13 protein-coding genes are annotated in these 13949 nt (G+C 69.2%); 6 read left to right on the top strand and 7 right to left on the bottom strand.

What is annotated here, in order from left to right; all coding sequences use genetic code 11:
* Positions 1–951, bottom strand: coding sequence for a GNAT family N-acetyltransferase (locus AB0L60_RS28390; RefSeq protein WP_364619730.1), 951 nt, complete (start codon positions 949–951; stop codon positions 1–3).
* A gap of 6 nt (positions 952–957) precedes the next feature.
* The gene (locus tag AB0L60_RS28385) at positions 958–1581 is read right to left on the bottom strand and encodes a peptide deformylase (protein ID WP_364619727.1); all 624 of its coding nucleotides are present in this window, start codon (positions 1579–1581) and stop codon (positions 958–960) included.
* Between the two features lie 302 nt (positions 1582–1883).
* Here AB0L60_RS28385 and AB0L60_RS28380 point away from each other — a divergent pair, with 302 nt between their 5' ends.
* From AB0L60_RS28380 to AB0L60_RS28360, 5 genes are all read left to right on the top strand, one after another.
* A complete protein-coding gene (locus AB0L60_RS28380; RefSeq protein ID WP_364619725.1) occupies positions 1884–2201 on the top strand; it encodes a DUF3263 domain-containing protein in 318 nt (105 codons plus the stop codon).
* A 142-nt stretch (positions 2202–2343) separates the two neighbouring features.
* Positions 2344–2847 (top strand): LytR C-terminal domain-containing protein, encoded by a 504-nt coding sequence (locus tag AB0L60_RS28375; protein ID WP_364620038.1) that lies wholly within the window; start codon positions 2344–2346, stop codon positions 2845–2847.
* 173 nt (positions 2848–3020) lie between these two features.
* On the top strand, positions 3021–3686 hold the full coding sequence (locus AB0L60_RS28370; protein ID WP_364619722.1) for a superoxide dismutase family protein: 666 nt from the start codon (positions 3021–3023) through the stop codon (positions 3684–3686).
* Between the two features lie 18 nt (positions 3687–3704).
* Positions 3705–4853 (top strand): glutamate--cysteine ligase, encoded by a 1149-nt coding sequence (locus tag AB0L60_RS28365; RefSeq protein WP_364619720.1) that lies wholly within the window; start codon positions 3705–3707, stop codon positions 4851–4853.
* Positions 4854–5098: 245 nt separating this feature from the next.
* Positions 5099–6400: a DUF5933 domain-containing protein gene (locus AB0L60_RS28360; protein ID WP_364620035.1), complete on the top strand. Its 1302-nt coding sequence runs from the start codon at positions 5099–5101 to the stop codon at positions 6398–6400.
* 22 nt (positions 6401–6422) lie between these two features.
* Here the strand turns inward: AB0L60_RS28360 and AB0L60_RS28355 are convergent, their stop codons facing one another.
* The 4 genes from AB0L60_RS28355 to AB0L60_RS28340 all read right to left on the bottom strand — a co-directional run bounded on the left by AB0L60_RS28355 (position 6423) and on the right by AB0L60_RS28340 (position 11873).
* Positions 6423–7760: a hypothetical protein gene (locus AB0L60_RS28355; RefSeq protein ID WP_364619717.1), complete on the bottom strand. Its 1338-nt coding sequence runs from the start codon at positions 7758–7760 to the stop codon at positions 6423–6425.
* Between the two features lie 150 nt (positions 7761–7910).
* On the bottom strand, positions 7911–10169 hold the full coding sequence (locus AB0L60_RS28350; RefSeq protein ID WP_364619714.1) for an AAA family ATPase: 2259 nt from the start codon (positions 10167–10169) through the stop codon (positions 7911–7913).
* Positions 10170–10239: 70 nt separating this feature from the next.
* Positions 10240–11157 (bottom strand): CDP-diacylglycerol--serine O-phosphatidyltransferase, encoded by a 918-nt coding sequence (gene pssA, locus AB0L60_RS28345; protein ID WP_364619711.1) that lies wholly within the window; start codon positions 11155–11157, stop codon positions 10240–10242.
* Positions 11157–11873 (bottom strand): phosphatidylserine decarboxylase, encoded by a 717-nt coding sequence (locus AB0L60_RS28340; protein ID WP_364620032.1) that lies wholly within the window; start codon positions 11871–11873, stop codon positions 11157–11159. Before AB0L60_RS28340 ends, pssA begins: the two co-directional genes overlap by 1 nt.
* A 292-nt stretch (positions 11874–12165) precedes the next feature.
* Between AB0L60_RS28340 and AB0L60_RS28335 the strand changes: the two genes are divergently transcribed.
* Entirely contained in the window at positions 12166–13194 is a 1029-nt protein-coding gene (locus AB0L60_RS28335; protein WP_364619708.1) for a beta-ketoacyl-ACP synthase III, read from the top strand.
* A 42-nt stretch (positions 13195–13236) separates the two neighbouring features.
* On the opposite strand, the gene AB0L60_RS28330 is transcribed toward AB0L60_RS28335, so the two are convergent.
* A complete protein-coding gene (locus AB0L60_RS28330) occupies positions 13237–13935 on the bottom strand; it encodes an SIMPL domain-containing protein (RefSeq protein WP_364619705.1) in 699 nt (232 codons plus the stop codon).
* Between the last annotated feature and the right edge of the window lie 14 nt (positions 13936–13949).

Raw genomic sequence — 13949 nt, 5'->3', positions numbered from 1 at the left:
TCAGGGCGCGGCGTACCGGTAGCGGTGGTGTTCGACGAACCCCATCTCCTGGTACAGCGCCAGCGCCGCGTCATTCTCGCCCGACACCTGCACGTACGCGTGCGTGGCCCCGTGTGACTGCCCCCAGCGGATCATCTCCGCGCACACCAGCGCGCCCAGCCCGTGCCGCCGATGCTCGTTCGCCACCACGACGCAGGTCAGCCCCGCCCAGCAGCGGCCGTCCGGGGCCGTGGTGACCGCGACCCGGCCGATGGCCAGCGGCGACTGCAACCCCAGCGTGGCGAAGGCGACCTGACCGTCGCGCACCGCCGTCAGCACCTCCACCACCGGGGTCGACCCCAGTTCGGCGTCCCCGCCGCGATGGCGGTGCATGGACAACCAGGCCCCGTCCGGATCCACGCTGAAGCGCACCATCGGCGGTCCGGACGGCAGCGCCATGGTCTCGATATCGACCGCCAGCACCTGGGTTTCGTTCCAGCTGCGCCAGCCCGCGGGCAGGGTGGCCAGCCGGTCGGGCAGCTGGAACTGTGCGGGCAGGCCGTGCGCGGTGTACCACTCGGCGATCCGATGCAGGGTCTCGGTGTCCATCAGGGCGGGTCCGTCCGTACCGCCCAGCGGCACTGCGGAATTCGCACGATTGGTGTATCCGTCCCCGGCGCGCAACAGCCAACCGCCGATCCAGGACCGCCGCAGGCCCGGCCAGCCGTCGGCCGCGGCGGCCTCCAGGGCGCGGATCTCGCTGGTCCGAATGGGCCTGGGCCCGAGCGGTTTCCAGGCCACCACCCGATCCCAGGCGATCGACACCACCTGGCCGTCGGCGGTGCGCACGGTCAGCGGATCGGGCTCGATGAGTTCCCCGATCACATCCGTCAGCGGTTGCGGATAGCCCGCAGGCAGGCGGTAGCGAACCACCACCCGCTTACCGATCGGCGGGAGTTCGGAATCGGTCATACCCGATCAGTCGTCGAGATCGTCGTCGTCGTGTCCGAAGGGATCCGGCACGGTGCCCGGCACCCAGCTCAAACCCGGCTTGCCCCAGCCGTTTCGCTTGATGGACTTCTTGGCGGCCCGGGCATTGCGCCCGATCAGCACGTCGACATAGAGGAAGCCGTCCAGGTGCCCGGTCTCGTGCTGCAGCATGCGGGCGAAGAAGCCGCGGCCCTCGATCTCGACCGGTGCGCCGTGCTCGTCGGTGCCGGTGACCTTCGCCCAGTCGGCGCGGCCGGTGGGGAACTGCTCGCCGGGCACCGACAGGCAGCCCTCCTCGTCATCATCGGGATCCGGCATGGTTTCCGGGATCTCCGAGGTCTGCAGCACGGGATTCACGACGCAGCCGCGGCGGCGGATCATCTTCGCGCCGTCGGTGTCGTCCGGGCAGTCGTAGACGAAGATGCGCGGCGAGACCTCGTCCTCGTCCTTGATGATGACCTGATTGGCGGCCAGGCCGACGCCATTGGCGGCGTCCATGGTCTCGTACATGTCCGCGATCAGCTCGGCCAGCTCCTCCGGGGTCTGCGTGACCGGAGTGGTCACGCGGTGCAGAACCGGGTCGCCGACAATGCGAATCGGGAGAATAGCCATGCTGAGCAGCCTACTGGGCTGCCATTTTGTAGCAGATCACCCCCTGGACACCCGCCCGCAGGTTCGCGGCTGTCTCGATTCTGGACTGACGGAGCGGAGGAGCGGAGAAGGGAAGAATCGAGACCTCAGGGCCGCGAACCCCGCCCCGGAGCGAAGCGGAGGGGCAGAACAAGCACGACACGCCGAGGGGGCGTCACAGAACACGCCGATCGGTACGCATCGGGACGACTCCGCCGCGTGGTTGAATGATCGGCGACGCACAAGCACCATATTCGTCTGGTGACCACTCGGCGAGGAGCACTATGGACAGCGCAGCGGCACGCGACATCCCCGCAAGCGAGGACGGCCCTTCCGGCGAGGATGGCGCACACGGGCTTTCCCGCCGCGAGCTCGACATTCTCGACTTCGAACGCAAGTGGTGGAAGTACGCCGGTGCGAAGGAAGAAGCCATCCGTGAGCTCTTCGACCTCTCACCCACCCGCTACTACCAGGTCCTGAACGCGGTCGTCGACAAGCCGGAGGCGCTGGCCGCCGACCCCATGCTGGTCAAACGCCTGCGCCGGCTGCGCGCCAGCCGTCAGAAGACCAGGGCCGCACGCCGTCTCGGTTTCCAGGTGTGAACCACACCAGGAATGTGAAGCAGCTTCCAACACCGCGTGCGTACGCGCATGATCCCGCGCGGGCGCCCCATCACCCATTAGGCTCGACGCCGTGAGCAACCCGAATTCGCCGGCCGGCGGCCCGCCGCTGCGGGCCCTGGCGATGGTCCTGATCGCGCTGGCCATCGTGTTCGCCGGGCTGGGCGCGATGTCGCTGTCGAGTTCGGACTCCTCGAGCAGTAGCGCCGACTCGACCTCGCAGTCGAGCACCGCCGCGGCCACTACCACTGCGGCACAGCAGAATTCGGCCCAGGCCACCACCGCTCCACCGGTCGCGCCCACCACCACGGCGGCGCTGCCCACGACCACCACCGTGGCCGCGGGCGTCGACAAGACCCTTCCCGTACGGGTTTACAACAACGGCACCGTGCCCGGCCTGGCCAAGAAGACCGGCGACCAGCTCACCTCCGACGGGTACAACGTCACCGAGGTGGGCAATTACGCGAACGGCGTCATTCCGAAAACCACCGTGTACTACGGCAGTTCGCCCAAGGAGCAGGCGCTGGCCCAGGCCATCGCCGCGCAACTGGGCTGCTCGGCCGAACCCCGATTCCCCGGAATCTCGGACTCGCCCACCGGTGTCATCGTCATCGTCACCGGTAACTGAATCGCTGTTGACAAGGCACTGAATCGCTATTGGTAAGGCACTGTCGGGTCGCTCGAAAGAAACCGTGCGGCCCCTCCACGGCACACACGCACGTCTCTGGCATCATCTTGTCCGGTACGAAGTATGTCCACCCTGCTTTCCCGATAAACTCGGACTCGTAAAGGAGTTCCCCGATGGCCTCGTCCACAACTCGTCGCCCGTCCTGGTGGACTGTTGCTCCGGTGCTCGCGGTCGCAGCCCTCGGTCTCACCGCCTGCTCCAACAGCCAGGAGTCGAGCGACGTCAAGGGGACGACCCCGCCGGTGTTCACCAGCTCGCAGGCCCCCGCCGGCACGCAGGGGACCGAGGGCGGTAATGCTCCGGAGGACTCGTCCAGCGTCACGCTGAAGGATCCCAGCGGCGGTACCGTCGGGACCGCCACCATCGCGAAGGTGGGCAACCACCTGCAGATCACCGTCGAGGCGCACGGGCTGAAGCCCGGCTTCCACGGCCTGCACGTCCACCAGGTCGGCAAGTGCGAGCCCAACTCCACCGCACCGGCGGGCGGCGCGCCCGGCGACTTCCTCTCCGCCGGTGGCCACCTGCAGGTCGGCGACCAGAACACCCACCCGGCCAGCGGTGATCTGACCTCGCTCGAGGTGCTCAAGGACGGCACCGCCAAGCTGGTCACCACCACTGACGCCTTCACCCTGGACGAGGTCAAGGGCAAGGCGCTGATCATCCACGCCGGCGCCGACAACTTCGGCAACATTCCCACCCGGTACGCGCCCGCACCGGATGCGGACACCCTCGCGACCGGCGACGCGGGTGCACGGGTCGCCTGCGGCGTCGTCGCCTGAACCCTCTCGAGGTGAGCCATGGCCGGGGCAGGCAGAACGAAGGTCCCCTTCAACTCATCGCCCCGGCACACGCTCGGCGTGGAATGGGAGGTCGCGCTCGTCGACAAGCGCACGCGCGACCTGTCCAACACCGCCGCAGCGGTTTTCGAAGCCTGCGGTGATCTGCGCGCCTGGGACGGCACCCCGCAGATCACCAAGGAACTGCTGAAGAACACCGTCGAACTCGTCTCCGGCAAGCACGACACCGTGAGCGAGGTGGTCGACGAACTGCGCGCCACCCAGGACATCGTGCGCCGCGCCGCCGACCAGGTCGGCGTTGACCTGTTCTGCGCCGGCACCCATCCCTTCGCGCAGTGGTCCACCCAACAGCTCACGCGCAGTGCGCATTACGACGAGCTCATCGAGCGCACCCAGTGGTGGGGCCGCCAGATGCTCATCTGGGGCGTGCACGTGCACGTCGGAATCTCCCACCCGGACAAGGTCTTCCCCATCCTCAACGGGCTGCTGCCGTCCTATCCGCACCTGCTGGCGCTGTCGGCCTCCTCGCCCATGTGGGCGGGCGTCGACACCGGATACGCCAGCAACCGGGCGCTCATGTTCCAGCAGCTGCCCACCGCCGGACTGCCCTTCCAGTTCGAGAACTGGGAACAGTTCGAGGGTTTCGTGCACGACCAGATGAAAACCGGTGTGATCGAACAACTCGGCGGCATGCACTGGGACATCCGGCCCGCGCCCAAGTGGGGCACCATCGAGGTCCGCGTCTGCGACGGCACCCCCACCAAGGCCGAACTGGCGGCCATCGTGGCGCTGATCCACTGCCTGGTGGTGGATCTCGACCGCCGGGTGGAATCCGGCGAGACCATGCCGGCCATCCTGCCGCCCTGGCATGTGCAGGAAAACAAGTGGCGCGCAGCGCGATACGGGCTCGACGCCATCGTCATCACCGATGCCGACAGCAATGAGCGACTGGTCACCGACGACCTGATGGAACTGCTCAATCGGCTGGAGCCGACCGCCAAGAGCCTCGGCTGCGAGAACGAGCTCGCCATGGTCGCCGACATCCCGAAGAAGGGCGCGTCCTATCAGCGTCAGCGCCGGGTGGCCGCGGCCGCGCACGGCGATCTGGTCGCGGTCGTCGATTCGCTGGTCCGCGAACTCGAGCACTGAGGTCCGCGAAACTCGCGCGCCACGGAACCGTCTTGCACGGTTGTGATTTCGATTACGACCGGATCCGTAGGGTGTACGCGTGGCCAGGAGTGATGCGGCGCTGACCGGGGCCTGTTCATCTGGTGAGATGGGCGGCGTTCAACTACTCACCGAGCTGGCGTTCATGCGGCGTTTACTATGGCTGGATGCTGCTCGACGATCCGTACTCCCGAATCGGCGGCGAGACACGCCGAACCGGGTTACGGATGTTGTCGCCGCGCGCCGGCCTGACGGCCGCGCTGTCGGTGGGGGCGGCGCTGCTGATCGTCCTGCAGATCGTGGCCTCGCACCACCACTTCACCGGCCCGCTGGAAAGCATCTGGGCCGACTTCGCGGGTAACGCCAAATCCTTCACCGTGCCGTGGGCCGGGCTCGGGCTCGCGCTCATCGGGCTGAGCTGGCGGCGGCGGTTCCTGGCGGTCGGCGCAGCACTCGGCATCGACCTTGCGTACCAAGCGATTCGGACGCTGTCCGGTGGACCACTGGCCATGGGCAACGGCCCCGTGCTCGTACTGTTCGCCCTCATTGGGCTCGCGTGCTGGAAGTGGCAGGGCAAGGACCGCACCAATGCGCTGCACGCCGCCGCGCTCGGCATCCTGCTGGTGCTGTCCAGCAAGGTCGCCGACGTCTGGCTGGGCATCACCGTGCTGGCCGGGCCCCGGGTGCTCGACGAACACATCGTGCTGGTGGACCACGCCCTGGGCGACCCCTCCTGGCTGATGGGGCAGCTGCTGGACTGGCTGGGGCCCCTCGCCTCCGCCGTGCTGCACTGGGTCTACATCGAACTGCCCGTCGGCGCGATGATCGTGACCATCTGGCAGCTGCGCACCGTGGTCACGACGGGGGACTGGCCCAGGCACTACCTGGTGCGCACCTTCCTGGTGCTCGGCCTCATCGGCCCGGTCTTCTATGTCGTATTCCCCGTCGTCGGGCCGATGTTCGCGTTCGGCGCGGACGGGCACGTCTTCTCCCTGGGTAGCTACTGGCCGAATATCGTGCCGCCGGTGGACCTCTCGCCGGGTTCGATCGCCTTCGACCACTACACCCCGCGCAACTGCATGCCGTCATTGCACACCGCGTGGGCGCTGTCGATCTTCATCCACTCGCGCCGCGACCCCTTCACGGGTGCGCCCGCGCCGGTCTGGCTGCGCTGGGGCGGGACCTTCTGGCTCGTCGCCACCCTGTCGGCCACCCTGGGCTTCGGCTACCACTACGGCGCGGATCTGGTGGCCGGCGCGGTGCTGTGCCTGACCATCGAATCCGCCCTGCGCGCACCGGAACGCGGCTGGGATCGCACCCGCGTACAGCTGGTGTCGGCCGGCGCCGCGCTCTTCGCCGGGCTGCTGCTGTCCTACCGGTACCTGTCGACCGGCTTCGCCGAACATCCGGTGCCCGCGGGCATCGTCGTGTTCGGCCTGCTGGCCGGTTACGTGACGGCCTTCTACCGCACCTGGTTCGGCGACGCCGTGACCACGGCCCCCGCGCTCGAATCCGCGGTGCGCGCCTGACCGCTCGCCGGTCACACCACGGTCAGCCGGAGGCGGCCGCGCCGTTCGGAGATTCGGGCGCGGTGCCGGTGGCCGCCGGGATTCGCGGGCGACTGCGCCGCAGCAGGTAGATCCCGGCCAGACAGCCCCCGGCCACCAGCGCCGACGTCCAGCCCGGGGCCGCGGTGCCGGTGGAGCTGACCGCGCACATCGACGCGCTGCCGGCGGACTGCGTGGCGTAGTGGCCGCGCGACACATAATCGCGCATGCCCAGCACCGCCGACGGGACGAACAGCACCAGGGTGCCCAGCACCCGGCTCGGCACATAGCGCGGCCGGGTGGACAGCAGGGCGAAACCGATGAGCCAGGACACGACCGCCGCACTGCCCACGATCAGCCAGGCCCGGGTCGAATCGGCCGTGAACGCCGTGAGCACCCCGAGCGCCATGCCCGCGGCCAGGGAGACGGCCGGACCCCCGCCCCTGCTGCCCACCCACATGCCGACCGCCGACACCGCCGCCAGCACCGGGATCGACCAGGCCGGCATCTCGGCCGCCACGGTCGCCGCACCCACCGCGCCCAGGCCCACCGCCAGCAGCACGATCTCGCCGTCCCGGCCCGGCAACAGCATGGCCGCGACAATGGCGGTCCCCACCGCGGTCGCCACCGCGAGGACGATGCCCGCTTGGCTGTCGCCGTGCCGGGCCAGCCATTCCGCACTGGCCAGCGTTACCAGCACCAGCACCACGCCCCCCAGGATCGGGGCCAGCGGCAGCTCCGCCGAGAGCCGTTCCTCTGCCTCGCGCTTCCGATGGGTCAGGAACCCGAAGCCGACCAGGACCAGCGCCAGCAGGAGCATCCAGATGGGCAGCACATCGCCGGCGTGCCAGTGATCGCTCGCGGTCGCGTCGATGCCGCCACCGGTCCGCGACACCGGATTCACCGAACCGAGCAGCAGGCTGATCAGAATGCCCATGGTCCAGCCGAAGGCGGGTAGCCGACGGTGCAGCACCGCCGCCCCCAGCGCGCCCAGGATCAGGCCGCCGGCCAGGGAATCGATGAAGTTCATGGTGGGCAGCGACGAATTCGGTTCGCCGGCATGGCCGAACACGTGATTGGCCAGCAGCACCAGCAGCCCGCCCAGCGTGGTCGCCCACGCCGCCACGGGGCTGCCCAGCGTGGTGATGAGCACCGCCGCGATCATGGCGATGAGCGCGCCGGCCGACACGGCGCGGGGCAGGGTGTAGGCCAGCAGGTCCCGCTGCAGGGCCGACGTCTCCGAGGTCCAGCCGAAGTCGATGGGCAGGGCCAGCGCCAGGCCGGCAACCGTTGCTGCGACCAGCGCCGTGATCGTCTCCGCGGCTACCTGATGCGACCTCACCAGGGAAAAATTACCGGTGATAGGCGGACCGATTGGTACGACTCGCCTACTTTGTACAGATTCGGCGCGCTACCGGCGCGCATGGCGAACACGCCGCGAAACCATCGACACAGCAGACTAATCGGTCTCATATGCCCTGGTGGGGAACATTCAGACGTAGCCGGACACATCGCCGGGCGGAGTCGACGATTCGCGCTGGGCGGCATACAGCCGCAGGGCCTCCACCTGGACCGGATCCAGCGAGGGTCGCACCGCCTTGCGCGCGGCCCCCACATCCGCGCCCGTCACCTCGGCGGCCTCGACATCGCGGCGCATGGCGGCGAGTGCCGCCTCGCGCAGCAGCGCCGAGCAATCCGCCGCCGAGTAGCCCTCCAGCTCACGCGCCAGCCGCCGCAGATTGACGTCCTTCGCCAGCGGCACGGATTTGGCGGCGGTGCCCAGGATTTCGGCGCGGGCATCGGCATCCGGCGGCGGCACGAACACCAGGCGCTCCAGACGCCCGGGACGGGTCAGGGCCGGATCGATGAGTTCGGGCCGGTTGGTCGCGCCGATCACGACCACATCCCGCAGCGGCTCGACACCGTCCAGTTCGGTCAGGAGTGCGGCGACAATGCGATCCGAGACGCCCGAATCGCTGGACTGCCCGCGCCGCGGCGCCAGCGCGTCCACCTCGTCCAGGAAGATCAGCGACGGCGCGGAATCCCGTGCGCGCTGGAACAATTCGCGCACCGCCCGCTCCGAGGAGCCGACCCACTTGTCCATCAGCTCCGCGCCCTTCACGGCGTGCACACTCAACTGCCCAGATCCCGCCAGCGCCCGCACCAGGAAGGTCTTGCCGCACCCCGGCGGCCCGTACAGCAGCACTCCGCGCGGTGGCTCGATACCCAGCCGCTGGAACGAATCCGGATGCTTCAGCGGCCACAGCACGGCCTCGGTGAGGGCCTGCTTGGTCTCCGTCATGTCACCGACGTCGGCGAGGCTCAGACTGCCGATGGCCAGTTCCTCGGACCCGGAACGCGACAGCGGACGGATCACCTCCAGCGCTCCGGCCAGATCCTCCTGCAGCAGCATCGGATCCGACTGCTCGCGACTGGCCCGCGCGGCCGCCCGCAGGGCCGCCTCCCGCACCAGCGCCGTCAGGTCCGCAGCGACGAAACCCGGTGTCCGCGAGGAAATCTCATCGATCTTCAGCCCATCGGTGGGGACATTGCGCAGCAGTTGCTCCAGCAGCGCCGCGCGCACCCCCGAGGTGGGCAGCGGCAGCGACACCTCCCGATCGCACAGCTCCGGAGCACGCAGCCGCGGGTCGATGCCCGCCGCATTCGACGTCGTGGCCAGCACCGCGACCGTCTCCTGCGCCACGGCGGCGCGCAACTGGTCGAGAATCAGCGTGGCCACCGGTTCGGCCGGTGTCGGCAGCAGCGCGTCGATATCGGTGATCAGCAGCACTCCGCCTGCGCCGGAACAGATTTCGGCCACCTTGTCGGACACGTCGCGCAGCCTGGGCCCGATGTCGGTCGCACCGACCGCCGGACCGTCCAGCTCCACCAGCCGCCGCGATCCCGCCACGGCCCGCGCGAGCGTCGCCTTCCCGACGCCCGCCGGACCGGTGATCAGGACCCCCAGATGCGAGGACGCTCCGAGTTTCTTCAGCAGGTCCGGCTCGTCCAGCGCCAGGCTCAGCCACTCCTGCAGTTTCGCGGCCTGGGCCTGGACCCCGGCCAGATCGGCCACCGTCACCACCGACGGCGTTGGTGACGCCGGAGTGCTGACCCGGAGGTCGGTGCGAGTATCCGTATCGTCCAGGGGAGCCGCGGGCAGGTCCGTCTCGGCGACGCCGAAACCCCAGCCCACCGCGGTGTTGGTGCTCACGACCACCGGGCCGGGCTGCGGATCGACGGCCGTCACCCGCAGCAGCTCCGAGGTCCAGGCGATATGGAGGGCTCGCGAAAGCTGCTGGGCCACACCGGATCGGCTGGTCCCGGGTTTGAGATCCATCGGGCGCAGCGAGACGGCGTCCTGGATCGACACCACCTTGCCCTGCAGGGCATGCCGCAGGGTCGTCTCGTCGATGGCGCGCATGACGTCCGGCGAGCCCGTGACCGAAATCCGGGTGGCCCGGCGCGGAATCACCTTCGCGATGGTCAGTTTCGAGCCCGCCGAGATGTGCGCGTTCGACATCGTCACCTCGTCGAGCAGCGCCTCGCCGCGCCCGACGGGTTTGCCTTTCAACGGTGTAGCCACCAACGCCGAGGTCTGTCTGCCGCCGGCGATCGAGATCACGTCCCACGGATTCACGCCCAGCAGCGCCAGCGAGTCCGGATGCAACCGGACCACCCCCCGCCGATCGTCGGCGGGGGAGGTGTTCAGGCGAGCGGTGAACTGGAAACCCGGCTGTGAGTCGGTCACGCCGTCAATTCTGCCCGGGCCGGGCGGCCGCCGACGGCAGCGTCGGCGAATCGCGGCCCGGCCGTTGGTTTCAGCGCCCGGGGCGGTTCGACACCCGGTCGCGCTGACCAGGGCGGCGCAGGCGCAGCCGTGCCGTGGACACCGACACCCGCGGCACCCGTCCGGCCAGCGGGCGCTGGCGGCGCTGGGCCTTGCGCTGGGCGCGGCGCTCGGCGGGCTTGTGGTGCCAGGTCTCGGGCCGGGCCGCCACCCAGCGCGCGGAGTGCACCGCGAACGGGATGTGGCCGAGATACAGCACGACCAGCGCCATCATCAGGATGAGCGGGTAGGTGACCAGCAGTGCGGCGGCCAGCGCGACCAGCACCAGCAGAATGGGCGCGGTGCGCGGGGCCACCGACACCGACTTGACGGCCAGGGTGGGCAGCGTGCTCACGCACAGCAGGGCGGTCAGCACCGTCCACACCGCCACCACCGGGAAGCTCACCCACCAGCCATCGCCGAACTGCTCGGACAGCGCGATGGGCGTCAGCACGATGAGCGCGCCGGCCGGGGCGGGCACGCCGGTGAAGTATTCACGCTGCCAGTCCGGGCGGTTGTCGTCGTCCATCAGCGTGTTGAAGCGGGCCAGCCGCAGCACCATGCAGACCGCGAACATCAGCGCCAGGATCCAGCCGATGCTGTCGGCGTGCAGGAAGGTCACGTACAGCACCAGGGCGGGCGTGACGCCGAACGCGATGGCGTCCGACAACGAATCCAGCTCCGCGCCCATCTTGGTGGTGGCGTCCAGCATGCGGGCGATGCGCCCGTCCAGCATGTCGAAGACCGCGGCCGCGCCGACCAGCGCCAGCGCGAACCCCAGCTTGCCCTCCATGCCGAACTTCACCGCGGACAGGCCCGAGCACAGTCCCAGGATGGTCACCATGCTCGGCAGCAGTCGGATGGTGCGGTTACGGCGACGCCCGTTCGGTTCGGGCGCGAGTTGTTCCATCATGAATCCAGTTCGGCCAGCACCGTTTCCGCACCGATGGTGCGCTGCCCCGGGGTGACCAGCAGCCTGGTCCCGGCCGGGAAGTAGGTATCCACGCGCGAACCGAACCGGATCAGGCCGTAGGTGTCACCGATGTTCAGCTTGTCGCCGGCCTCGGCCTCGCAGATGATGCGGCGGGCCAGCAGCCCGGCGATCTGCACCACCACCACGCGCTGCCCAGAGGCGGTCTCGATGACCACGCTGTTGCGCTCGTTGCGGTCGCTGGCCTCGGGCAGATCGGCGGAGACGAACTTGCCCTTCTGGTAGGCGACCTGTTCCACCAGGCCGCTCACCGGCACCCGCTGCACGTGCACGTCCAGCACCGACAGGAAGATGCTCACCCGCGGCAGCGGCGCGTCGCCAAGGCCGAGTTCGGCCGGCGGCACCGCGGTGTCGACCAGCGCGACCTCGCCGTCGGCGGGGGCCACCACGACGCCGGGGCGGTTCGGCGGCACCCGGTGCGGGTGCCGGAAGAATCCGGCGCAGGCCGCGGCCGCCAGCAAACCGGTGCGGCGCAGCCACTTCCGCCGATAGCCGAGGGTGGCCACCGCCAGCGGTGCGGCCACGAACGGCAGACCTGCCGGATGCAGCGGCGGAACGGCTTTGCGGACCAGGTCGGCGACGTGGCCGAGGCCGGTCTGTTCCGGAGTGCCGGGCGGGGTGGGTCGGCGGGCCACAGGCTCCTCTTTCATGCGCGGATAGATACGGTCAGGGACCGCGATCACACGATACGTGAAGTGGGTTCGACGCTCGCGTTCTCGGTGACCGAACACCCGCGGCCGGCCTCCCGGACCGGAGGTGCACCACCCGGCATTGACCCCTCGATTGTGATCAGTAGCACTGGCATGAGAGGCTATCGCGATTAAGATGAGGGAGCCTCATGTCTGCGGCATTGTGGGTCCGCGGGGGGTGAGGAACCCGATGAAGGTCACGTTCGACGCGCGGTACGCAGTACATAGGAGAGAACCAATGTCTGCTCGAATTGCTTCGATCAACGGGGCAGAGCACACGGCCATGCTCGGGCTCGGTGTGTACCGGCCGGAGCGAATCGTCACCAATGACGAGGTGGCGGGGCCGATAGATTCCAGTGACGAGTGGATCCGGACACGTTCCGGCATCCACAACAGACGCTTCGCCTCTCCCGAGGAGACGATCGTCAGCATGAGCGCCGCGGCTGCCCGCGACGCCATCGAAGCAGCGGAGATCGCCGCGGATCAGATCGATTGCGTCATCGTCGCAACGTCCACCTGGCTACTGCTCACGCCCGCCGCGGGCCCGCAGATCGCCACTGCGCTCGGTCTGAACAATGTGGCCGCCTTCGATGTCTCGGCCGGTTGCGCGGGCTTCTGCCACGGGGTCGCCGTGGCATCGGATCTGGTGAAGGGCGGCACCGCCCGGTACGTGCTGGTCATCGGCGTGGAAAAGCTGACGGACACGGTCAACCCGAGGGATCGTGGCACCGCCTTCCTCTTCGCCGACGGCGCCGGCGCGGTGGTGATCGGCCCCTCCAGCGAACCGGGCATCGGCCCGACCGTCTGGGGATCGGACGGCACCCAGCACCACGCCATCCGCCAGGACAAGGACTGGCTGCAGTTCTTCGACGAGATCGACGAGAAGGGCCTCGATGCTGTCCGGCCCTACCTCGCCATGGAGGGAACGGCCGTCTTCCGCTGGGCCGCACACTCTTTGGAGCAGGTGTGCCGCGAGGCCATCGAGCGGGCGGGCCTGACCACGGACGATCTGGACGCGATGGTCCCGCATCAGGCCAACGGTCGCATCATCGAGATCATGGCGCGGGTGCTGAAGCTCCCCGAGCGGTGCGCCCTGGCCAATGACATCGAGGAGGCCGGCAACACCTCGGCGGCTTCGATCCCGCTGGCCATGGAGGCCATGATGCGCGCGGGCGACGCCAAACCCGGCGGCACCGCACTGCTCATCGCCTTCGGTGCGGGGTTGTCCTGGGCGGCGCAGGTGGTCCAGCTGCCGAACTGGAAGTGAGCGCCGCTGCGCGCCGCCACCCGGCGGCGCGCAGCGGATGAGCTATCCCATATCCCAGGCGACGGTCACGGTGAAAGTGACCGTCTGCTGGCCTGGTTCGAGGTTGATGTTGGGTGCGGCGCCCGGGGCGGTGTCCCGGTACATCGGCGGCGGCGTTGCGCCGCTGCCGTTTTCGCTGATGGTCTTGACCGTCTTCAGTTTCAGTCCGGACAGGCCCGCGTACTGCTCGGCGCGGCTCTTGGCGTCGTCGAAGGCTCGCGCGCGGGCGTCGGACAGCAGCTTGGTGTTGTCCTCCAGCCCGAAGGCCACCGAGTTGATGCGGGTGTCGTTGCCGCCCGCCTGCACCGCCGCCGACAGGATGCCCGAGGCCTTCGGCAGGTCCCGCACGGCCACGTGCATGGTGTTGGTGGCGCGATAGCCGGTGATGTTGTGGCCGTCGGTGCCGTAGGTGGGCTGCACGGACAGGTCGCTGGTCCTGATGTCCTCGCGCTTGGCCCCGGCCGTGGCCATGGCGTCGGTGATCGCCTTGGCCTTGTCGCCGGCCTGGTTCACGGCCGCGGACACGTCGGCCGCGCTCACCTCGGTGCCCAGCTCGGCATTGAGCACATCCGGTGTGCCCTGGACCTTTCCGGTACCGGTGACGGTGACCGTGCGGTCGCCCGAGGAGTCGGAGCCGCCGCAGCCGGTGAGCACGAGCGCCACACCGGCCGTGGCGGCGCAGAGCGCTGTCAGTCGTCGCATAGGCCGAACCTACG

Origin of the sequence: Nocardia sp. NPDC051981 (genome assembly GCF_040680715.1) — a bacterium.
GTDB lineage: Bacteria > Actinomycetota > Actinomycetes > Mycobacteriales > Mycobacteriaceae > Nocardia.
The sequence above is the reverse complement of the archived record's forward strand: the minus strand, read 5'-3'. Positions and strand labels throughout refer to the sequence as shown.